A 22,898-nucleotide genomic window follows, 5' to 3' on the forward strand; every position below is an offset into this window, starting at 1 on the left:
CGATGTCATCGGTACTTGGCAATGTGGTGGTGGTCATCATATGTTGGCACCATTTAATGCGGTATAGACCATCTGTACCGATTTCGCGGCAAGCCTTGCACCCGCTATAATGGTCGGTCTTTCGTGCAACACATTCAATGAGAACTGCCATGTCCGATAAACGCAAGATTCTGGTGACCTACGCCCTACCCTACGCCAACGGAAGCATCCACCTAGGCCATATGGTCGGCTACATCCAAGCCGACATCTGGGTTCGGTTCCAGAAGATGCGGGGGCATGACTGCCACTATGTCTGCGGTGACGATACCCACGGTACGCCAATCATGATCAACGCTGAGAAACAAGGGCTCCAGCCTGAGGATTTCATCGCCAAGATGTATGACGAACACGTGGCTGACTTCGCCGGTTTCCACATTGGTTTCGATAACTACTCGCACACCAATACGCCAGAAAACCGCGAAATCGCCTACAACATCTATCGGCGCCTGAAAGACAACGGCAAGATCGCCAATCGTGTAATCCGCCAACTGTACGATCCAGAGAAGGGCATGTTCCTGCCTGATCGTTTCGTCAAAGGTGAATGCCCCAAGTGCCACGAAAAGGAGCAATACGGTGACAACTGTGAAAAATGCGGCACCACTTACAGTCCAACCGAACTGATCAATCCCTATTCAGTGGTATCGGGTGCTACACCGGTAATGAAGGAGACCGAGCACTACTTCTTCCGACTGACCGAATGTGAAGACTTCCTGAAGGGTTGGACACGTGAAACCGGACGCTTGCAACCGGAAGCCAGCAACAAGATGCAGGAATGGTTTGAAGCCGGCCTGCAGGATTGGGACATCACCCGCGACGCCCCTTACTTCGGTTTCGAGATCCCAGATGCACCGGGCAAGTATTTCTATGTCTGGCTGGATGCACCGATTGGCTACATGGCATCCAGCAAGTTGTTGATGGATCGCTTGGGCCGTGACTGGCTGGAGTTCTGGGGTAAGGATAGTGATGCCGAGCTGTATCACTTCATCGGCAAGGACATTCTGTACTTCCACGCACTGTTCTGGCCTGCCGTATTGGAATACGCTGGCTTCAAGACACCCAATGCAGTGAATGTGCACGGCTTCCTGACCGTCGATGGCGCTAAGATGAGCAAGTCGCGTGGCACCTTCATCACCGCCGGCAGCTACCTGAAGCTAGGCTTGAATCCAGAATGGCTGCGTTACTACTATGCGGCCAAGCTGAACAGTCGTATTGAAGACGCGGATCTGGCCCTGGACGACTTCGTCAACCGTGTCAATTCCGACTTGGTCGGCAAGTTTGTCAACATCGCCAGCCGTGCAGCTGGTTTCCTGAACAAACGTTTCGGCGGCACACTGGCCGATAGCCTCCCGGAATCCGAACTGCTGAAATCCCTGCAGGTGGCTGGCACCGAAATTGCCGAACTTTACGAAGCCCGTGAATACAGCCGTGCGCTACGTGAAGTAATGGCACTGGCGGATCTGGCCAATCAGTACGTTGACGAGCAAAAGCCGTGGGAACTGGCCAAACAGGAAGGCATGGATACCAGGCTGCATGAGGTGTGCACCACTTGCATCAACCTGTTCCGCCTGCTGACCATCTATCTGAAACCGGTGCTACCCAAGCTGGCCGAACAGGTGGAGCAGTTCCTGAACGTCAAGCCGCTGACTTGGGAGGATTCCAAATCACTGCTGCTGGGCCATACCATCAACCCATACCAGCATTTGATGACGCGTATCGACTCCAAGCAAGTCGATGCATTGGTCGAAGCCAACAAGCAGAGTCTGGCACCTGCCGCCACTGTAGAACCGGTAGCAGCAGTCGATCAAAGCTACGAAACCATTGGTGAGACCATTTCGATTGACGATTTCAGCAAGGTCGATCTGCGTGTCGCCAAGATCGTCGATGCCAAGGCGGTAGAAGGTGCAGACAAACTGGTACAGCTGACATTGGATATCGGCTCGGAAACCCGGAATGTGTTTGCCGGTATCAAATCGGCCTACAAACCGGAAGACCTGAAAGGTCGCCTGACTGTCATGGTGGCCAACTTGGCACCCCGCAAGATGAAGTTTGGCTTGTCGGAGGGCATGGTGCTAGCAGCCAGCTTTGAAGACAAGGGCTCCGGTCTTTTCATTCTAAGCCCGGACAGCGGCGCGCAACCAGGCATGCGCATCCGCTAAAACGACTGCGCAATCATCTGTAGCAACCCGTCAATGTGCTCGTTCGACGGGTTGCTAGTCCCCTGAATCCAATCCTTTCTCATCTTCTACCACGCCGAGTCGAGCAGCCTGCTCGCTACTTATGGCAGGAAGATGCAGCAACAACCGTGTCAGATCAGCCTGCCGATTGGTGCCGGTTTTGCGAAACAGTTTTTTCAGATGAGACACAACCGTGCTGCGTGCCACTGTCAGCGACAATGCAATATCATTGGGAGTTTGCCCGGCAAGAATGCGTTCTGCCACCTGTTTTTCGCTACGGGTGAAACCGTACAACCGTCCGGCAATTTCCATACGCCCTTCAAGCTGATAACTCGGATCACTCAACATCACCAACACACCTTGTGTGTCAATGGCAGCACCTTTTGGCAGGGACATCAAGACCAACTGGTAAAACATATTGCCGTCACGCCTGGCAACCAGATATGCAGCAGATTCGTCCAATAGTGCCGCACGCTCGGTGCGAGCCAATTTACTGACAGTCGTCTTGAAACGGCTGTTCAGTGACGATTCGCGAAACTGCAAATGTTGGTCATGACATCGTAAATTACTTGATTGATTCAGCATCCGCTCAAAAGCGGGGTTGGCGAACTGAACAACAGCATCCACATCGAGTAATGCAATACCAATATCCCAGCATGCCAAACAATGACAAAGCACCTCATTCAATGCCATCTTGAAATGCAACTGCTGCCCCAATCGAATTGCACGCTCAATATGTGGCCTCAGTTGCAGCATTTGCTCAACGATCGTAGGATCAACCCCCCCTTCGGATCTGGGCACCGAGGCCCCCATTAGTACCGTTGTATTGGGATCATGAATCACGCGAATTCCCGCGCTGTAAAAAAGATTCATTCTTGATAAAAAATCACGATAAAACGGCGTATTGGAAAATACCTCGTCAGAAATATACTCACGTTGATCATAGGAAGCCAAGGTGGATTGATTCAACAGCGCCTGAACTCTAACATCCTGGGATAAAAAGTTGTCGATATAATTATCAACGTCTTGAAGTGGATACTTACTTTCAATAACCAGCCTTGGCCTCTGCCCCTTATTGAGAATCAGCAAACCTGCCGACATCTGGTTCTGTCTTTTTGAAAAATCCGTCACAAAATCGTGAAGTCGTTCTGGACAAGCTACACTGTCATACAACGCCTCAATCAATTGTTCATTATTCTGATGTAATTCGTGCCACATAGATAACCTCGCCGCCAGCACAGCCCTGTATCTGAACTATCCCACTCATTCAAGCAGTGAATTAAGAACTAGGCCAAGACAAAAATATAGAATCAAAATTTAATTATTTACTTCATTATTACACAGGCCATCACACACCAACACCGCGACACTCAAAACAGATTTTACTTACATTTAATTTTAAATATACGAATATATGCAATATGTAAACTATAAGTTTTTATCGCTCAATAAATATCAACAAAACCATCATTTAAATTCATCCAAAAACATCTATAAATTCAAGATAAGTAGCTTTGGATGACACATTATGGCTTCGCCCCCAATGTATGATATATTTTTTAGCCGTTATTTCTATTTTGGAAAAATAGACAACACACCACTCTTGCAAGAAAGCTTTAAACTCCGCTACCAAGTCTATTGCCTGGAAAAAAATTTCTTATCCGCTTCACATTTTGAAAATGGCAAGGAATGTGATCGCTATGATCGGGATTCGGTCCATTTTGCAGCCATCGATCAATTTGAACAGGTGGTCGGTACCATTCGTCTTGTAGGTGAACATACTCATCGCTACCCACTGCAGGAACACTGCCAACTCAGCATCCCTGCCATTCCTCATTCAGCCGTCGAAATATCACGCTTAGCGGTCAGTAAAAACTATCGTCGCCGTGCCAGCGACGATGATTATGGTGCCAGCAATGACTACGTATCCATGCCAGTCCATGTGAAGGAAAGCAATGCACGCATGCGTCCGGAAATTGTCATGGGGCTGTACAAAGCTGTATTCCAGTGCTGCCGGCAACATCAGATCAAATACCTGCTGGCTGCAATGGAAAGCGGTCTACTCAGGTTATTAAACCGCATGGGGATGGGCTTTATGCCAATCGGCCCTGAGGTGGACTACTATGGCCCCGTCAGGCCTTACATGCTATCAATTGACGAATATGAACGAAGCCTACGGGTGATGCGCCCCGATTTACATGAGGAATTCTTCGTCAATGCAGACTTTCAATCTTTGCAACAGCCAATTCAGTAGCCAGCAAAGCAAATGATTCATGCTGATCATCAGATCGTGATGGCCAGATCAAGACATCAGGACTGTTGCGCATCCCCCGTCGGCACGCAATAACCGCATAAGCACTAACCTGAAACGGTTCATCAGAGCGAAACCATTGACATCGATCTGCTTCCATTCATTTCATTCCAAACGAGGAGACAGTCCATGAAAACCTTCGCATCCGAACAGGAGAAAGCCAGTCGCAAAGCCTTTCTGGCATCACTATGTGAGACCCCCCCCGACCAACTACTGAAGAATTCAGAGCAGGAGTCAATTGCCGCATTTAACAGGGCGCTGAAATGCGTGCCAGCCTTTGCAAAATTGCTGCAACAACATGGTCAACCAACTTCACCCATCGATTCAATTGATGCATTTTTGAGCAGAGCCCCTCTACTCAACAAGCACAACACGTTTGGTCAATTTCCAATACATGAGCTTTGTGTCGATGGTCATCTGGAAGGTGTTCGATCGTTGCTGACCAGCTCTGGCCACTCGGGCGTGTTTTCCTTCGGTGTGAATACCGCCACCAATCTGGACAACTCATCGAAATCGATCGACGCCGGCTTACAATACCTGTTCAACATCGATGAACTCAGTACGCTGGTCATCAATGCCTTGCCGATGGGCGTAAAAGTACACACACGCTCTACAGTGCTGGCAGAGACCAGTGTCCGGGACGACATGGTCTACGCCTTGATCCAACGCTTTGCTGGTGAGTTTGATCAAGTCGTCATGATTGGAGAAGGTTCATTCCTAAAACGCATCATTGAGGATGGCCGGGATCAACATGGCATTGATTGGCCAACATTACGCGTTCATCTCGTCACAGGCGAAGAAGGCATTGCCGAAAATTACCGTAGCTACATTGGGACTCTGCTTGGCATCAGTGAATTTGACCAACCAGGCGGTAAACTCATCATGTCATCAATGGGTGTTGCCGAACTCGACCTGAATATCTTCCATGAAACACCCCACACAATCCGAATGCGACGACTGGCTCATGAAAACGCCGCACTCCGTAAGGCGCTATTTCATATTGACACGCCATTCTGCCCAATGCTCTTCATGTATTACCCTCATCGTTGCTATGTAGAAACACGCAATGTTGGAGCCACTTGGCCCGAAATCGTCATTTCAATGCTTAGCCCGGAAATGAAGTTGCCGCTACTCCGTTACTGCTCTGGGGACTATGGCAATATCTTCCGCCACGACGAGTTACTGGGCTTACTGGCGCGGCATGACATCCATATCAAGCCGGACCTGAAATTACCCTTCGTCGCTGTCTATGGGCGAGGTAAAGCACTACAGACCACATCGGGGCCACTTTACCCGGAAGCTGTAAAGGAGGCGATTTATGCTGAGCCGGCCATTGCTGAAACGCTAACCGGTAATTTCCGACTGACCGGCACCAATACCATCGGACGACTCGATCTACAGTTAAGGCATGGCAAAAACCTATCAAATCGGATGTTGGATAATCTGCACGGACACCTTGCCAAATATTCGCCCACACAACCCGAAATCTTCATGCATGCTTATTCTTCGTTTCCGTATGGTATGGAAATCGACTTTGAACGGAAATTTGCCTATCTCTGAATCGATTCGAAAGCTGTCACGACTCGACGAAGAACAGAACCTGATGGACAAATGCAAATCCACCATAGCGATCCTTGTGCAGGCAAGGCACCACCCGGCCTGCACAACGGCTTTCTATCGACGACGTAACAAATGCCCGACGCCAAACAATCCAAGTGCCAACAGCATGATGCTACTCGGCTCCGGTACCTGTTTCACGTTACCGAGGATCGGATCATTATTGAAACCGCCCCACCCATTCTTAGCAGCTCCATCCGCAGGATCCAGGGCAATCAAGGTATTCATTGCATGGAAATCGGACAGGCCTCCATTCTGGCCCTTGGTGTTAAACATCGAGCATGCGATACCTGCAACACAACTGGCATAGAAGGCGGCCTTACCGGATGCAGGTAATGTATCATTCGTTACATCCTGAAACATTGTACTCAGCCGTTCATCAAATTGCGTACTCGAATCGTCATTAGGTACGATACCGACATCAAACACCAAGCTGATCAATAAGGTCCCATCCGTTATACCATTTAGCTTGTTAAAAGCTGTGCGATCAGATGCTTTCAGGCCGTTTGCGCTAGTAAAACTTGGATTGGTCCCACCTTTATCTGTTGTTTTATCCAGATAGAAATCCAGATGAATTTTTCCATCACAACCAAAGCTGACATTGCTGCACCCTGTGTTGTAAATATTCTTACCAAAAGATCCGCCTTGCGTGATACTTGCATCCGACACACCATAAATCATGTATGAGATCGTTTCATTATTATTGCCAGATTGCCAGAAATATTTTGTCGGGTCATCCCTGCTTTTGATCTGATCAAGATAGCCTGCACCAAATACACTCTCACGTCCAGAGCCTGCATTTCCGGCCCCACCATCCTGGCTGTTTGCAGTATAACCTCCAAATTTCATAACAAATGGGCCAAATCCATTCAATGCAAACGCATTCGCACTCGGCATCAATGCCACCAATGCCGTACCGGCAGCCAATATTTTCATGTACTGACACAGCTTCATGACTCCTCCTTATGTATGACAATTAAAAAATCAATAAAACTATCAACACATTCAGCAAAAGTCATACCAGAAAGATAAAAGACCCGTTTTACCAGGCACCTCATCCTTATAAAGACCAGTGTCAATCTACTGCCCCGACACCACCATTTGTAGTATTTTTCTGATCGTCCTTATATTCGAAATACCAATTTAAATAAATAAGGCAATTTTAATCAACAACATATCAAATTCCATACATTAATTTCAATCAAAAATACAAAGAAGCACATGCAATATGAATGTAAAGTCCAGTCTACAACTCAAAGTAACAATACATTTGAAATTAGTAAATTACAGATCTCGCATTGACAAACAACATTTACATTACCAAAGCAGCAATTGATGTGTGAATGAAAGCATGACACAACATCGTGCTGACCCACATAGAAGCGTTTTGGGCTACGAAGCCGTATTCTGACCCGCGTCGTTTTTCGGGGTAGATAACAACTCAGGATAAGACTGGAAAGTAGATGATCACGGTCAAGCCACCACCAGGCGTATCAGTCAAATCCACGTCCGCGTCATGCAAGCGGGCAATTTCGTTGACAATCGGCAAGCCCAATCCACTGCCTTCCACACTGACACCCGCCACCCGATAAAAGCGCTTGAAAACATTCTCACGCTCGGTTGCCGGTACACCCGGCCCATCATCAACCACTGCCAAACATGGCTGTGGCGTGGCCGAAACCCGTACCGTGACGTGTTTACCTGACCCTGCATAGCGGATTGCGTTGTCGACGAGATTACCGATCAATTCATGCAACAACCCGGGCTGACCTGACACGATTACCTCGCCGTCACATTCAAACCCCAGATCGACCTGCCACCGCCGCGCAACAGGTACCCATTCCATCGCGACCTCTCTCGCCAACATGACCAGGTCAACCGGTTGCAGCTTGGTCACCAGACCGCTGTCTGGCTCCAGACGGGATAGCGACAACAGCTGCTTGACGCCATGCGAAGCATGCCCCAGTGTTGTCAACAGCTGCCGAACTTGCAGGTGAACCGTCGGTATCGTCTCTTCGCGCAATGCCAATTCCGCCTGGGCCTGCATGACCGCCAACGGGGTTTTGAGCTGATGGGCCGCATCGACGAAGAAGCGACGCCGGGCGGTCAGCATCCGGCTTTGGCGTGCCATGTACTGATTCAGCGCTTCAACCAGCGGTTTGAGCTCTGTCTGCAATTCACGCTCGTCAATGGGTGACAAATCACCTTCTTCCCGCCTTGCCACTTGTCGAGACAGCCGTCGTAATGGCCGCAATCCCCGATTGGTTGCCACCAGCACGATTGCCAGCGCCAATACAATCAAGATGGCCTCTTGCTGAATCGCACCAATCAGAATGTCGCGCGCCAATTCACGGCGCGATTCCGGGGTTTCGCCTACCTGTACCCAAACAATGCGGTTCCTGGCCGTCAGTAAGTCATACACGGGCTGGCGAATCGACAACAGGCGGATGGTTTCATCCCGATATGGAACATCGGCATACCAGGGACGATAGAATTCAGCGTTGGCAACAGCCGGTCGTGGCAGATCTTGATAGCCTGTCAACTGCCTGCCATTATCTTCACTGACCCGATAGAATACCCGGCCTTCGGCATTGGCTTCGAACATCTCCAATGCAAAATACGGAATATCCACAACAATATCGCCATCCTGCACTCGTACGCCTTCTGAGATTGCGCGGGCAGAGGAATACAGCATGCGGTCGAATGCAACGTTGGCTGCGCTCATTGCACGTTGATAGGTGAACCAGGCATCCAGTCCCAATAATGCCAGCAAGGGCACAAATAACCAGACAAGCAGGTGCAGGCGCAAACTGTTAGGTTTGATCATCGCAACAAGCTACTTGACTTCCAGCAGATAACCCAGACCACGCAATGTAACAATGGCCACCCCGCTACCATCCAGCTTCTTGCGCAATCGATGAACATAGATTTCGATTGCATCGGCACTGCTCAGCTCGTCCAGGCCAAATATCTTTTCAGACAGCGCATCCTTGCCAACAGGCTTGCCACCTTTGAGGATCAGGATCTCCAATACCGCATGTTCACGCGGGGTCAGATTCAAGGGTTGATTGCCCAGCGAAAAGACCCGACTGACACTGTCGTACGCCAACGGCCCACAACCTATCTGGGCTGAATCCATGCCGTGACTACGCCGGATCAGCGCCCGCACCCGGGCTTCCAGCTCAACCAGATCGAATGGTTTGGCCAGATAATCATCGGCGCCCAAATCGAGCCCCCGGACTCTGTCCTCCACCGAACCGTGTGCGGTCAAAATCAAAACAGGTACGCGATTACGTCGTCCACGCAAACGCTTGAGTACTTCCCAACCATCCAGCCTGGGTAAGGCCAAATCCAGAATCACCAGTGCATAATCCTGAGTACGCAGCACATGGTCCGCGTCTTCACCGTTATGCATGCAGTCAACTGCAAAACCAGCCTGAGTCAACGCTTTGTACAAGGACTCAGCCAGTGGCAGATGATCTTCGACAAGTAGAATACGCATTGTGTTTGTTTACCATGGGTACATCATCAATCAAGCACTGCGAGGAATTGCTTGTCTGCCAGTGTATTCATTCCCAGATCGATTTTCGAGAGGACACCTATTCAGGACCGTACTGCTTGTACAAAGCAACCTGCAACACCATGCCCTATAGTCAAAGAAATCTACTACCATCGATTGCTGGGCTGTAGACGAAAACCTCCGGGTAGCCAGTGACATTTTCTGAAGAGGAGCCGATCGTGAATCGATGCCAGCCTCGTACCATGCTCACTCTTGTCATGCTGACCGGCACACTATTGTCCATGCCAGCATGGTGTGCCCCGCCCCCATGGGCACCTGCGCATGGTCATCGCGCCAAAGAACGTAAATACATTTATTATCCTGCTCGCGAGATCTATTTTGAACCGGCAAGACGTCTCTGGTTCTGGCTGGATGGCGGAAGCTGGCAATTCGGAGCCCGTCTACCAATCAGCATCGGTAGTAAACCTTCGGGTGGCGTCAGCGTCTTGCTGGCCACCGACCGGCCATACGAAGCGCATGATTATGTCGTTACCTATTATGGAAAGGGAAACAAGGCACATAAGCCTAAGAAAGAGAAAAAGGACAAGCATTCAAAACATGATTGACCCGGTTTTGTTGCAGCTACCCACCGCTAAGAACCTGTTCCATGCCTTATTCCGCGACCATGATCGGGGCTCATGTGCCGCTCAACATCCGCATGTATCACGCCTACACGCCGGTTTTTGCGCTGCGCTTCATCCCGTTGGTGGCCGCTCATCACAGACCTTGAGCAGGTTCTAATGAAAAACCGCCATACCCATCCAGGACATGGCGGTTTGCTTTCGGAGCGCCAACCCTAGCGTGTCGGACGCCACCGGGTGATCAACATCATTCCCAATCCGATCAACAACGCTGTAGAGGGAATGGGCACATCGCTGAATCGACGAATCGACCATTCCTCAAACCCTGCATCAGAGCCGTAAGTCAACGATTTAGCCTTACTACCGAGCGCACCGTTGGGTGTTTGGCAAGGAGAGCTCTTGTTGGCAGCAACCGTACACTTGCTTCCGGTCTCACCAAACTTCGAGTAGAGATAGACGAAACTGTCAGCGGTATACCCCGCAAAGTTGCTCACTGGAACCAACGCCTGTAGATCCACACCCTTGCCACTGCCACTGAAATTCGTGTAATCCATCAGCAACGAGGCATCGCCACCCGGAATGTTATCCATGTCATACACTTCCGTCGCACCATCGCATAACTTGAACGTGCCATTCGGGCTGGTATCTGGGGCACAACCTGCATCGGTTACCGAATTACTGAGAATGTCCCCTTTACCGGCAACATACAGCTTGAACGAGTCCAACGACAAACCGGAATTCTCGTTACCCTCTTCATTCATATCCAGCAGAAATTCATAGTATTGCTGGCAATTGGTACCTGTGGAACCTCCACCATCGCACACGGTGATTTTGGGGATTTGACCCAGCGTGATCGAATGATTCCAGTTGCTGTCACCTTTGTCGTGGTTATCCAGAATCGTACCGTTCCCTGGCGGGCTGGTTCGACCATCGGTATTGAAACCCTGCTCGCTGCAGTTAGGTTGACACTTCGCATAACCTTTACTGGTCTGGATGCGAACAAACGGATCAAACACACCCGTGCCCACCACCATGCCCCCCAACGTACCATCCGGATCAGGCACTCGGAAAATGCCTCCGTTAAGCATGACATTGGGTGGTGTCGTTTGTGTGCTGGACGGCGCCGCAGTCAAATCGAAATAGCAGGTGGTCAATACATTACCGCTGGCATCGAACGTGCCCGGACAGGTGGAGCTGGATGGCGCACCAGCCATGGCAAACTGGGATACGCACCACACCAGCATGCTCACCACGCATTGCCTTAATATACGAAGGTACGACTTGTTCATGGCGCCTACCCTTGCTCTGCGGTTGACTCTCATACATAAGCATATTTTGCACCAACACAAAAAACCTTTGTTTTCAATAAGTAAATTCCATATAAATAATTCGGAATGTAAGATATACCGACATCCATATCTAGAAAATGATTCTGTACCGCTTGAACTTACCAAATCAGTTACGGAGCTGGCTCAACAACTTTTCTGCCTCAGTCCGCTCAGGGAAGTCGCGCTGCATTTTCGACAGTCGTTCCAGCTCATCACGAGCCTGTGCCTTCTCCCCTGTCTGCAAGTACGCCTGTACCAATTGATATCGAGTAGATGGGGAATCGGGTGCCACTTCCACCGCTTTACGCAACAGTGCTACCACCCGTTCATGCTTACCAACCCGCGTCAGCATGTCAGCCAAGTCCTGCAGGGCCAACGGATGAGTTGGCGCCTGCTGATGAGCGGCCTCCGCCACTGCCAACGCCTTGGCTTCATCAAATTGCCGATAACACTGGATCAGATTGTGCAGAACCCCAAGATTGTCCGGCTGCTGCTTGCGTATCAGTTCATATTGCGCCGCTGCCTCCTGAAATTGCTGACGCTTGATGGCGGTATCCGCCACATGCATGCGCACTTGCATGTCGTCAGGATGGGTCGTCAACCAGGTATTCATCAGCCGGTCAGCCTCCACGGCACGATTATCCTGACGCAATGCTGATTGCCACTTGATCAATGACGCAGAGTCTGGTTGCCGCCGATGTGCCTGCTCGAATGCAACTGCAGCTTGCCGATAGCGCTTGTCCAACATCCGTGCATCCCCTTCGGCCAAAAAACCGACCGGTGAAGTCGGCAAACGCTTTTGCACTTGCGCGGCCAACTGAATAACCTCGGCCACCTTGTTTGCCTTCAACTGTAACGCCACCAAAGCTGTTAACGCCTCCGGAAATGCCGGATCAATGGCCAGTGCTTTCTTCAAAGACATCTCTGCCCCTGCAAAATTGATGGCAGCCGATTGGGCCAGTGCCAACCCATAATAGGCCTGTGCAGATTTCGGATTCAAAATGATCAAACGGGAATAGCTCGACATCGCTTCCGGATGGCGGCCTGTCTGTAACTGGGCGAAGGCCAGCTTGCTCAACGCTTCAGCATGTTCTGGCGCCAACTTCAGCGCAGCCTCCAACATCGGTATGGCACGCTCGTAGTCACCTGCGCCAAACAGCAGACTGGCCTGCGCGTAGATCGGCTTCAAGCCTCCAGGTTGTGCCGCACTGGCCCGCTCCAACCAACGCAGTGCATCGTCACGTTTGCCGGCGGCGATTTCCAGATCAGCCAACGCAAGCATCGCATCCACATTCCCCGCATCCAAAGCAATTACTTTTTGCAATCGGCTACGGGCCAATCCAACCTCCCCAAGCCGGCTATCCAACTGCGCCAGATTCAATGCTGCCGGCAAATAGGCCGGCTGAATAGCTAAAGCCTGTTCAAAGGCAGCACGGGCTCCTGACACATTATGCTGCGCCAGCAGAATTGCGCCCTTCAGATTGTAGGTCAAGGCGCGCCTTGGGTTCACCTGCTCCATCCGGGCAACGGCTTTCAATGCCTGATCATATTGCCCGGCAGATAACAATGAACTCGCCAGCAAGGCATCTGGCGACTGCCCCGCCCCATTGGCAATTGATGCCAGGTCATTCAGGGCTCGCTGTGTATCGCCAGCCATTAACCTGGTCAGCCCCAGATTGGTTTTAACCTGTTTGTTGGTTGGCGATTTCGCCATTGCCAATTCCAGAAACTGAGCGGCTTTGTCCAGATCCTTGGCCTCCAGATAGGCCTCCCCCATCAGGCTCAGCACACGCACATCGGCGGGATCCGCCTCACGCAACTCAGTCAGTATTGCCAGTGCTTCACGTCCACGGTGATGACGAATCAGTACCGCCGCCAACAGTTTTCGCAGCTGATGGTTATCCGGTTCGCGTGACAAGGCTTGCTGCAAAAGCCGTTCTGCGCCGGTGAAATCACCAGTCGCGCTGGCCAGCATCCCCGCCAATGCAGTCCCCGGCAAATGACTCGGCGCCAACTTAAGAACTTGCCTCACCCCGGCCTCGGCTGCGGCGATATCGCCACGACGGTAATCGAGTAAAGCCTGAAAGTACCAGGCCATCGGGTTTTCCGGTGCTATCTTGCGCAAGGCTTCAACATGCTTGCGGGCATCGTCGGTACGATTACTCAGCAAATAGATCGATGCCAGATTCAAATTGACCGGTACGCTGTAAGGCGACAACGCATAGGCTTTCAGATAACTGCCTAAAGCAGCCTCTGCCTCGCCATCACGATGCTGGGTATCCGCCAGCATCAACAATGCATCCAGACTTTGTGGATTGGCTGTGGCCGCCTGACGGATCAGGCTGGATGCCACTGCAGGTTCGCGACGAGCAGCGGCCAATCGGGCTTTGCCAAGCAAAGCTTCCGCATGGTCGGGTTGCCGTTTCAATGCGTGATCGAACGACGCTGCCGCTTCGTCATTGTTACCCAGCGATGCATAGGCATGCCCACGCATCGCCAGTATCGGCGCAGTCAGTACCAGCTCACCATGATCACTGGAACGGGTTTCCTCCAGCAATTTGTCGAATTGCCCTTGCTTGAACAGCGTTTCCGCCAATAGTGGAATCACCGCCGTCTTGTCATAACCCGCCTTCAGTGCCATGCGAAACTCTTTCTCGGCGGCACGTGGAGCATTCATCTGCCGGTAGATCATCCCCAGGGTATAACGAGCCTCGGCATGGTTCGGCTCCTTGTCCAGCAGATTGCGCAGCTCGATAATGGCAGCACGTGTATTCCCCTGATCACGGTCTTGCTTGGCCTTGGTCAATACATCCACAGGGGCAGAAGGTGTTTTGTTGCACGCGGCCAACGGCATCAACAATAGCGCTGCCAGCAACCCGATACAGGAACCAAGCCTGATGACGCGGGGGAATGAGGTGATGGTCACGGACATGACTCCAGATCAGTCTGAGCAGACAATCTCAGTATAGGTCGCCGTATGCCAGGCCAAACCTGCGAAAGCATTTTGAAAGGTTTCATCCCCTACCATGGCTTCCACAACCCAACCATAGCGCAATGCGCATGCTAATAACGGAGGCAGACATGAAAGGTTTCAACACTTTGGCCATTGCGGCCGCGATCTGTGCAATCCCGGCAGCAGCCTGGGCCGACATACCAGCGGGCTACCCGGCCAGCTATCAGGCGGTGATCGATGCAGCCAAGAAAGAAGGCAAGCTGCTGATCTATTCGGCCACCGATGCCGCGGCAGCCAAACCGCTGATCAAGGATTTCGAAGCCATGTACCCTGGGGTGAAGATCGAATACAACGACATGAACACCACTGAACTGTACAACCGCTTCATCTCCGAGACGGCAGCCGGCAGCACCAGCGCAGATGTGCTGTGGAGTTCCGCGATGGATCTGCAGGTCAAGCTGGTCAACGATGGCTTTGCCATGAGTTATGTCACTCAGGAAAGCGCCGCCGTGCCGGACTGGGCAGAATTTCAGAAACAGGCCTACGGCACCACCTATGAACCGATCGGCATCGTCTACAACAAGCGCCTGTTGACCCCGGAAGAAGTGCCACAGACCCACGCTGACATCATCAAGGTATTGAAGGCCAACCCAGCCAAGTTTCAGGGCAAGGTCACGACCTATGACATCGAAAAATCCGGTGTCGGCTTCACCCTGCTGACTCAGGATTTTCGCGTTGGCGGCACGGGCACCTGGGATCTGGTCAAGGCGATGAGCGGTAATGGCATGAAGCTGCAATCCTCTACCGGCACGATGATGGAACGGATCTCGTCCGGCGAGAATCTGATCGGTTACAACATCATCGGCTCCTACGCCCATGCCAAGGCGCAGAAAGACCCGTCCATCGGTTACGTGTTCCCCAAGGATTACACGCTGGTATTGAGCCGTGTCACCTTTATCGCCAAAAACGCCAAGAGCCCCAACGCGGCCAAACTGTGGGTGGATTACCTGCTCTCCAAGCGCGGCCAGACCATTCTTGCCAATCAATCCGATTTGTTCTCGATTCGCCATGACGTGACTGGCGAAACCACTGCCGCCGGGCTGACCAAGCAACTGGGCACCAGCCTGAAACCGATCCCCATCGGTGCTGGTTTGCTGGTTTACCTGGATCAGGCCAAGCGACTGGATTTCCTGAAGCAATGGCAAGCTGCGGTCAAGAAGTAACGCGCTGACCCGCCCGGTAGACAACCGGGCCATCCTCTCGATTGACCTCCCCGCCGGCAGCGGCTGGTGCCCCACACACCGCTGCCGCAGGGGACTGCTGCGCCCGCCGCAGCCTCAAGGAGCAATCCATGACACCGAACATGACGATGGCGCCCCCTGTCGCCTCCGTTTCCCAACGGCCGACTGTCCTGCGGCGGTGGTTCCCCACCGCTGGCGTGGCGCGTTGGTTGACCATAGCCGCTGTCACACTGGCGGTCATGACACCTTTGACGTTGATCGTGTATCAAAGCCTCCTGAATGCACCATTCTTCATGCCCAACAGGGCCATCAGTCTGGAGGCCTACCGCTTCGTATTTGACGACTCGGATTTTTGGTCTGCCCTCAAGAACTCTGCTTTCGTTGCCTTTGGCATGTTGTTCATCGCACTGCCGCTGGGCGGCATCCTCGCCTTCCTGATGGTACGCACCGACCTGCCCGGCCGCCGCTGGCTCGAACCGTTGTTGCTGACCCCGGTGTTCATCTCGCCGATGGTATTGGGCCTGGGCTATGTCGTGTCAGCCGGGCCGGCCGGATTCTATTCCACCTGGTGGCAAAGCGTGTTGGGCCAGGTGCCATGGAACATCTATTCGATGACTAGCATCGTGATCATTGCCGGTTTGACCCACGTGCCACACGTCTACCTGTACTCATCCTCTGCCCTGCGCAATCTTGGATCCGATGTTGAGGAAGCTGCGCGCGTCGCAGGGGCCAGCCCGTTTCGGGTCGCGCGGGATGTCAGCCTGCCGATGGTGATGCCATCGTTGCTGTTCTCGGGCGTACTGGTGTTTTTCCTGGGCTTCGAGGTGTTCGGATTGGCGCTGGTGCTGGGCGATCCGGAAGGCCATCTGGTCTTGACCACCTATCTTTACAAGCTGACCAATAAACTGGGGATTCCGTCCTATCACCTGATGGCAGTCGTCGCGGTGCTGATCGTGGCCGTCACCTTTCCGCTGGTGCTATTGCAGCGGTATTTGCTGCGCAGCGCGAGCAAATACATCACCGTCAAAGGTAAAGCCGGCCGCCAGCACGTTCTGCCGTTGGGCGCCTGGCGCTGGGTGGCGATTGCCATCGTCGCGGCATGGTTGCTGCTGACCGTGTTCGTGCCGCTATCCGGCATCGTGTTGCGGTCTTTCGTATCGCACTGGGGGGAAGGTGTGTCACTGCTCAGCGCCCTGACGCTGGCCAATTACACCGATCTGTTCGAGCAGGACAATATGGTGCGGACCATCCTCAACACCCTGGGGATCGGCGTCTTCGGTGGTGCGTTGGCAGTCGCGTGTTACACCGCCATCGGCTTTGCCAGCCATCGCCGGCATGATTGGGGCGCCCGCTTGATGGACTATCTGGTGCTGGTCCCCCGTGCGGTACCGGGCTTGCTTGCCGGGCTGGCATTTTTGTGGGTGTTCCTGTTTGTACCCGGGTTGAAGGAATTCAAGAATTCGATGTTCTGTATCTGGCTGGCGTACATGGTGGTGTGGCTGGCCTATGGCATGCGCCTGATCCAAAGTGCATTGATGCAGGTTGGCCCAGAGCTGGAAGAAGCGGCCCGCAGCGTGGGCGCCACCCGTGGCCAGACCAGTCGCTACGTGACCATGCCATTGATCCGCTTTGGCTTGCTGGCCAGTTGGCTACTGATTTTCATGATCTTCGAGCGGGAATATTCAACCGCTGTCTATCTGTTGAGCCCCGGCACCGAGGTGATCGGTGCTGTGATTGTGTCGCTGTGGGCCACCGGTGCGGTGGATCAAGTTGCGGCCCTGTCTGTCATCAATCTTGCCATGGTCGGCACCGGTTTGGCTGTCGCCCTGCGTTTCGGAGTAAAACTTCATGACTAAGCTGACCGTTGACAATCTGTTATTGAACTATGACACCACAGCCATCCTGAAGGGGGTATCGTTCCAGTTGAATGCGGGTGAAGTGGTCTGCCTGCTGGGCGCCTCTGGTAGCGGCAAAACGACGCTGCTGCGTGCCGTTGCCGGGTTGGAGCAGCCGTGCGGGGGCAGTATCAAGCTGGATGGCAATGTGCTGTATGACGCCGCCAGCAACGTCAACCTCGCCGTCGAGCAACGCTCGTTGGGGCTGGTGTTCCAGTCGTATGCATTGTGGCCACATCGCACGGTGAAAGAGAATGTCGGCTATGGCCTGAAGTTGCGGAAGGTACCGAACAACCAGATCGACAGCCGCGTGACCCAAGCGCTGAACCAGCTTGGATTAGGACATTTGGGTGACCGATTCCCGTATCAGTTGTCGGGCGGCCAGCAGCAACGGGTGGCCATCGCCCGGGCGCTGATCTACAACCCACCCGTGATTCTGCTGGACGAACCGTTATCCAACCTGGACGCCAAGCTGCGCGAAGAAGCCCGTGCCTGGCTGCGTGAGCTGATTGTCGAATTGGGACTGTCCGCACTGTGCGTCACCCATGATCAGACCGAAGCCATGGCCATGTCGGACCGCATTCTGCTGTTGAAGAACGGCAAGATCGAACAGGAAGGCACACCCGCCGAGCTGTATGGCTCGCCACGCACCTTGTATACCGCTGAATTCATGGGCTCCAACAATCAGATTGATGCCAAGGTGGACAGCATTGCTGGTGAAGATGTGATTGTCAGTGTCGACCAGTGGAAACTGATGGGCAAAGCGCGCCAATCGTTGCAAACCGGTGCCAACGCCCGTGCTGTGATTCGTCTGGAACGCCTGAAAGTAGCAGACGGCCCTGGGCACAATCGCCTGCTGGCACGGCTGGTGACTTCCATGTACCTGGGTGATCGCTGGGAATACCTGTTTCATCAGGGTTCACTCCGCTTCCGCGCCTTTGGGCACGAGCCACGCGATGCGGGTGAGTACTGGGTGGAATTCCCTGCGAACGATACCTGGGTATTCGCACAAGCCTGACAGCGATCAAGCCAATTGGCGAAGCGGCTGAGGCAAGGCGACATAACCCGGCATCTGGATTTTTGTCGACTACGCTTATTCCGGCTTGGCCTGGGGTGCCGATTGCTTCACGACAATACCGGAATCTGCAACCGGTTCATCTTCTTCCGTTGCCATATCAATGGCGGCCGAGGTCACCTTGGCCGCCCCTTTGACGGTTCCCACAGCCACATCGGTGGCAACACTCGCCGCCGTCACACCAACACTCACTGCGGCTGAAGCAACGGTTCCGGTCAGCATCAGCACGGTACAACCAGGCAGCGACCCCATCAGAAAACAAGCCGTCATTATCCATCCTGCACCACGTATCATCTTTCTATCCACCTTTTTCAACCTCAATCCGCCGGGATTCGCCCCTGCACACTGATACAATTCCGTTCATCCGCCAATAGGAACGACTACCATGAGCAATGCATTTGACAACGGCCAGGCCAAGCGACGCCAAGTCATGGGCGACACCTTTGTGGACAAGGCTTTCGCCAACGCCGATGAGTTTACCCTGCCTTGGCAGCAATTTGTCACCGAACACGCCTGGGGTAGCGTGTGGTGTCGTGACGGGCTGGACATGAAAACGCGCAGTTTCATCACCTTGGCCATGCTATTGGCCCTTGGCCGTACCCAGGAGCTGAAAGGGCATGTCCGCGGTGCACTCAACAATGGCGCCACGATTGACGAAATCCGCGAAGTGTTGATGCATGGCGCCGTGTATTGTGGTGTGCCCTTGGCAATGGATGCGATTCGAGCAGCACAGGAAGTGCTGTCTGAATTGCCCCCTTGTTGATCGATTGACACGAACAATTCATCGCCAGATATAAACCAATCCACACATCCTGCCTTGTGGCATACCCGCTTTTCCAGCAAAATTGCGCCCTGCCTAGAAACCTACTCATTCACGGATTGCAATGAAGCTGCTCGCACTGAAAATCGATGTTGACACCTACCACGGTACGCTGATCGGCGTCCCAGCCTTGGTGAAGGTGTTGCAATGCTTTGGTGCGAATGCCACTTTCCTCTTCAGCCTGGGACCCGATCATACTGGTCGAGCCATCAAACGTGTGTTTCGGCCTGGTTTCATGAAGAAGGTTTCGCGGACATCGGTAGTGGAGCACTACGGCATCAAGACCTTGCTGTACGGTACGTTGCTGCCTGGACCCGACATTGGCAAGAACGCCGGTCCGATCATGCGCCACGTGCGGGATGCCGGTTTCGAAGTCGGTATCCACACTTATGATCACATTACGTGGCAGGACTATGTAGCCGGCAAGGATGCCACCTGGACGCAACGGCAGATGAGGCTGGCGTGCGACAGTTTCGAAAAAGTGTTTGGCGAACCCGCCCGCACCCATGGTGCCGCCGGCTGGCAAATGAATCGTAATGCCTATCGATTTGAACAAGCACAGCACTATCCTTATTGCTCCGATACCCGCGGCACCCACCCATTCATTCCGGTCTACGAGGGCGAAATCATCGCCTGCCCACAAGTGCCAACCACATTGCCAACACTGGATGAATTGATCGGTGTAGGCGACCTGACGCCCGACAATGTCGCCCAACACCTGTTGAAGTTGACAGAGCAAGAGCCCGCCACCGGTCACGTATATACGTTGCATGCCGAGCTGGAAGGCCGCAAACTGCTCCCGGTCTTTGAAACCCTGTTGACTGGCTGGCAAGCACAGGGCTACCAATTGGTGTCCACCCTGCAGCTGTTTGAATCATTGGACCTGTCGGCTCTGCCCTATCACAAAGTGATCATGGGGGAAATCGAAGGGCGGTCTGGCACACTGGCACTCCAAGGTCCTGAGTTTCTTGCGTAATTAAATAACCACGCCAAGCGGCCCTGCCATGGCCGCTTTAGCCTGCGCCACTCGGGTACGAGATCACACTTGCCATCCAGACGTGTTTGCACAACAATGCAATCATGCTCGTCCCAGGACGGGCATTGGCCGACTTCCGGACATGTACGTTCGCCATTCCAGCTCTAAGTCTGCCATGCCGCTGAATCACAGCGGCAACATGCATCATGGTGGCTTTAGACATGGAATTTCAACCCTGTCGATCAAGGCTGATCTTAATGCTCAATCAAACTGTTCCTGATTTCTCTCTTCCTGCAACGGGCAACACCACATTCGAACTCGCTGCGGTACGCGGCAAACATCTGGTCATCTATTTCTACCCAAAAGACAACACCCCGGGCTGCACCACGGAAGGCAGCGATTTTCGTGATCGTTATGCGGACTTCCAGGCGGCAGACTGTGAAGTTGTCGGTCTATCACGCGATGGCATCAAATCGCATGAAAACTTCAAACAGAAGATGAGCTTTCCGTTTGAACTGCTGTCCGACCCGGACGAAACCGTGTGTGAGCTGTTTGGTGTCATGAAAATGAAAAACATGTATGGCAAACAGGTGCGTGGCATTGAGCGTAGCACCTTTGTCATCGACAAGGATGGCGTGCTCCGACGGGAGTGGCGAGGCGTCAAGGTGCCGGGCCATGTCGACGAAGTACTGAGTTTCGTCAAAACGTTGTAGTACAAGGCGGCCACTGGCCGCTTTTTTTACAGCTTGATCGGACCTGATCGTTAAACGGAGGTAAACAGGCAAGCCCGCAGCTACAGATCAGATGGACCATTCCAGGCAGGCGACTGCCTTGTTCGAGCCAACATGGAGCGTACCAACAATGTCCGCAGCCAAGAAATCCAAGGGTAAAACCCAACAGACCAAACTGTTCGTGCTCGACACCAATGTGCTGATGCACGACCCAACCAGCTTGTTCCGTTTCGAAGAGCACGATATCTATCTACCCATGATGACGCTGGAGGAGCTCGACAACAATAAGAAAGGTATGTCAGAAGTAGCACGTAACGCACGGCAGGCCAGCCGGTTTCTGGATGAACTGGTGAGTGGCTGGCACGATGCTGGTATCGAGGATGGCATCCCGCTGTCCAGCCGTGACGAACATGCCGCCACAGGTCATTTGTTCCTGCAGACCCAGGCCATTAATACCGAACTGCCGTTACGCCTACCTGTCGGCAAGGCAGACAACCAGATTCTGGGCGTGGTGATGTATCTGCAGCAGGTATTCCCCAAACGGGAAGTCATCCTGGTGTCGAAAGACATCAACATGCGCATCAAAGCCCGCGCATTGGGCTTTGCGGCGGAGGACTACTTCAACGACAAGGTGCTGGAAGACACCGATCTACTGTACACCGGTGTGATGGAATTGCCTGCCGACTTCTGGGATAAACATGGCAAAGGCATGGAAAGCTGGCAGGAAAACGGCCGCGCCTACTATCGCGTCAACGGCCCTTTGTGCAATGCCATGCTGGTGAACCAATTTGTGTATCAAGAAGGCGGAGACAAGCCATTCTTCGCCATCGTCAAACAGCAGACTGCCAAGCAGGCTGTGCTGGAAGTGCTGAAGGACTACAGCCATCAGAAAAACAATGTATGGGGCATCACCGCCCGCAACCGCGAACAGAACTTTGCATTAAACCTGTTATTGAACCCGGACATTGACTTCATCACCTTACTGGGTCAGGCCGGTACAGGCAAAACGCTGCTGACGCTGGCCGCAAGCCTCGCCCAAACCCTCGAACACAAAGTCTTCAGCGAGATCATCATGACCCGTGTCACGGTACCCGTCGGTGAAGACATCGGCTTCCTGCCGGGTACGGAAGAAGAAAAAATGGCACCGTGGATGGGGGCGCTGGAAGACAATCTGGACGTACTGAACCAGAATGATCAGGAAGCGGGTGAATGGGGCCGTGCCGCCACACGTGATCTGATTCGCAGTCGCATCAAGGTCAAGTCACTGAACTTCATGCGCGGACGTACCTTCATCAACAAATTCCTGATCATCGATGAAGCGCAGAACCTGACTCCAAAGCAGATGAAGACGCTGATCACCCGTGCCGGCCCCGGTACCAAGGTGGTTTGTCTGGGCAACATCGCACAGATCGATACGCCATATCTGACCGAAGGCAGTTCGGGTCTGACTTATGTAGTCGATCGTTTCAAAGGCTGGGGCCACAGTGGCCACATCACCTTGCAACGTGGTGAACGCTCGCGGCTTGCGGATTACGCTGCGGAAGTCCTATAACGGTGTAGAAGCGGCCCGTAAGGCGCTGTTGATCTTGCTTCATCGC

19 protein-coding genes are annotated in these 22,898 nt (G+C 52.9%); 12 read left to right on the top strand and 7 right to left on the bottom strand.

Going from position 1 to position 22,898, the window contains the following annotated elements; all coding sequences use genetic code 11:
- Positions 1–137: 137 nt before the first annotated feature.
- Complete coding sequence (gene metG / locus FFS57_RS03025; RefSeq protein ID WP_349306713.1) at positions 138–2,195, top strand: methionine--tRNA ligase; 2,058 nt, start codon at positions 138–140, stop codon at positions 2,193–2,195.
- Between the two features lie 54 nt (positions 2,196–2,249).
- Here metG and FFS57_RS25095 read toward each other — a convergent pair whose 3' ends face one another.
- A complete protein-coding gene (locus FFS57_RS25095) occupies positions 2,250–3,014 on the bottom strand; it encodes a helix-turn-helix transcriptional regulator (protein ID WP_171013536.1) in 765 nt (254 codons plus the stop codon).
- Between the two features lie 727 nt (positions 3,015–3,741).
- On the opposite strand from FFS57_RS25095, the gene FFS57_RS03035 reads away from it, so the two are divergent.
- On the top strand, positions 3,742–4,467 hold the full coding sequence (locus tag FFS57_RS03035; RefSeq protein ID WP_137936284.1) for a PEP-CTERM/exosortase system-associated acyltransferase: 726 nt from the start codon (positions 3,742–3,744) through the stop codon (positions 4,465–4,467).
- A 186-nt stretch (positions 4,468–4,653) separates the two neighbouring features.
- Positions 4,654–6,084 carry a phenylacetate--CoA ligase family protein gene (locus FFS57_RS03040; protein ID WP_137936285.1) on the top strand — a complete coding sequence of 477 codons (1,431 nt, stop codon included), beginning with the start codon at positions 4,654–4,656 and terminating at the stop codon, positions 6,082–6,084.
- Between the two features lie 114 nt (positions 6,085–6,198).
- Here FFS57_RS03040 and FFS57_RS03045 read toward each other — a convergent pair whose 3' ends face one another.
- The 3 genes from FFS57_RS03045 to FFS57_RS03055 form a co-directional block, all read right to left on the bottom strand.
- Positions 6,199–7,095, bottom strand: coding sequence for a PEP-CTERM sorting domain-containing protein (locus tag FFS57_RS03045; RefSeq protein WP_137936286.1), 897 nt, complete (start codon positions 7,093–7,095; stop codon positions 6,199–6,201).
- Between the two features lie 487 nt (positions 7,096–7,582).
- The gene (locus tag FFS57_RS03050) at positions 7,583–8,968 is read right to left on the bottom strand and encodes a sensor histidine kinase (protein ID WP_137936287.1); all 1,386 of its coding nucleotides are present in this window, start codon (positions 8,966–8,968) and stop codon (positions 7,583–7,585) included.
- Between the two features lie 9 nt (positions 8,969–8,977).
- Entirely contained in the window at positions 8,978–9,643 is a 666-nt protein-coding gene (locus FFS57_RS03055) for a response regulator (RefSeq protein WP_137936288.1), read from the bottom strand.
- 236 nt (positions 9,644–9,879) lie between these two features.
- Here FFS57_RS03055 and FFS57_RS03060 point away from each other — a divergent pair, with 236 nt between their 5' ends.
- Together FFS57_RS03060 and FFS57_RS26065 are read left to right on the top strand one after the other, a co-directional pair.
- Positions 9,880–10,266 (top strand): hypothetical protein, encoded by a 387-nt coding sequence (locus FFS57_RS03060; protein ID WP_137936289.1) that lies wholly within the window; start codon positions 9,880–9,882, stop codon positions 10,264–10,266.
- Positions 10,267–10,307: 41 nt separating this feature from the next.
- Positions 10,308–10,430: a hypothetical protein gene (locus tag FFS57_RS26065; RefSeq protein ID WP_283204897.1), complete on the top strand. Its 123-nt coding sequence runs from the start codon at positions 10,308–10,310 to the stop codon at positions 10,428–10,430.
- 66 nt (positions 10,431–10,496) lie between these two features.
- Here FFS57_RS26065 and FFS57_RS03065 read toward each other — a convergent pair whose 3' ends face one another.
- The gene (locus FFS57_RS03065; protein WP_137936290.1) at positions 10,497–11,570 is read right to left on the bottom strand and encodes a hypothetical protein; all 1,074 of its coding nucleotides are present in this window, start codon (positions 11,568–11,570) and stop codon (positions 10,497–10,499) included.
- A 166-nt stretch (positions 11,571–11,736) separates the two neighbouring features.
- Positions 11,737–14,535 (bottom strand): XrtA/PEP-CTERM system TPR-repeat protein PrsT, encoded by a 2,799-nt coding sequence (gene prsT / locus FFS57_RS03070; RefSeq protein ID WP_171013538.1) that lies wholly within the window; start codon positions 14,533–14,535, stop codon positions 11,737–11,739.
- A 155-nt stretch (positions 14,536–14,690) separates the two neighbouring features.
- Between prsT and FFS57_RS03075 the strand changes: the two genes are divergently transcribed.
- The 3 genes from FFS57_RS03075 (at position 14,691) to FFS57_RS03085 (ending at position 18,716) form a co-directional block, all read left to right on the top strand.
- Positions 14,691–15,785: an ABC transporter substrate-binding protein gene (locus FFS57_RS03075; protein WP_137936292.1), complete on the top strand. Its 1,095-nt coding sequence runs from the start codon at positions 14,691–14,693 to the stop codon at positions 15,783–15,785.
- A gap of 146 nt (positions 15,786–15,931) precedes the next feature.
- The gene (locus tag FFS57_RS03080; RefSeq protein ID WP_249383867.1) at positions 15,932–17,659 is read left to right on the top strand and encodes an ABC transporter permease; all 1,728 of its coding nucleotides are present in this window, start codon (positions 15,932–15,934) and stop codon (positions 17,657–17,659) included.
- On the top strand, positions 17,652–18,716 hold the full coding sequence (locus tag FFS57_RS03085) for an ABC transporter ATP-binding protein (RefSeq protein ID WP_137936294.1): 1,065 nt from the start codon (positions 17,652–17,654) through the stop codon (positions 18,714–18,716). The genes FFS57_RS03080 and FFS57_RS03085 overlap by 8 nt, the downstream gene beginning before the upstream one ends.
- A gap of 75 nt (positions 18,717–18,791) precedes the next feature.
- Here the strand turns inward: FFS57_RS03085 and FFS57_RS03090 are convergent, their stop codons facing one another.
- The gene (locus FFS57_RS03090; RefSeq protein WP_137936295.1) at positions 18,792–19,043 is read right to left on the bottom strand and encodes a hypothetical protein; all 252 of its coding nucleotides are present in this window, start codon (positions 19,041–19,043) and stop codon (positions 18,792–18,794) included.
- 115 nt (positions 19,044–19,158) lie between these two features.
- Here FFS57_RS03090 and pcaC point away from each other — a divergent pair, with 115 nt between their 5' ends.
- The 4 genes from pcaC to FFS57_RS03110 all read left to right on the top strand — a co-directional run bounded on the left by pcaC (position 19,159) and on the right by FFS57_RS03110 (position 22,852).
- Positions 19,159–19,536 carry a 4-carboxymuconolactone decarboxylase gene (pcaC, locus tag FFS57_RS03095; RefSeq protein WP_137936296.1) on the top strand — a complete coding sequence of 126 codons (378 nt, stop codon included), beginning with the start codon at positions 19,159–19,161 and terminating at the stop codon, positions 19,534–19,536.
- Between the two features lie 121 nt (positions 19,537–19,657).
- On the top strand, positions 19,658–20,569 hold the full coding sequence (locus tag FFS57_RS03100) for a polysaccharide deacetylase family protein (RefSeq protein ID WP_137936297.1): 912 nt from the start codon (positions 19,658–19,660) through the stop codon (positions 20,567–20,569).
- Between the two features lie 257 nt (positions 20,570–20,826).
- Positions 20,827–21,282 (top strand): peroxiredoxin, encoded by a 456-nt coding sequence (locus FFS57_RS03105; RefSeq protein WP_137936298.1) that lies wholly within the window; start codon positions 20,827–20,829, stop codon positions 21,280–21,282.
- Between the two features lie 148 nt (positions 21,283–21,430).
- Positions 21,431–22,852, top strand: coding sequence for a PhoH family protein (locus tag FFS57_RS03110; protein ID WP_137936299.1), 1,422 nt, complete (start codon positions 21,431–21,433; stop codon positions 22,850–22,852).
- Positions 22,853–22,898 lie beyond the last annotated feature (46 nt).

It is taken from the genome of Chitinivorax sp. B (assembly GCF_005503445.1).
GTDB lineage: Bacteria > Pseudomonadota > Gammaproteobacteria > Burkholderiales > SCOH01 > Chitinivorax.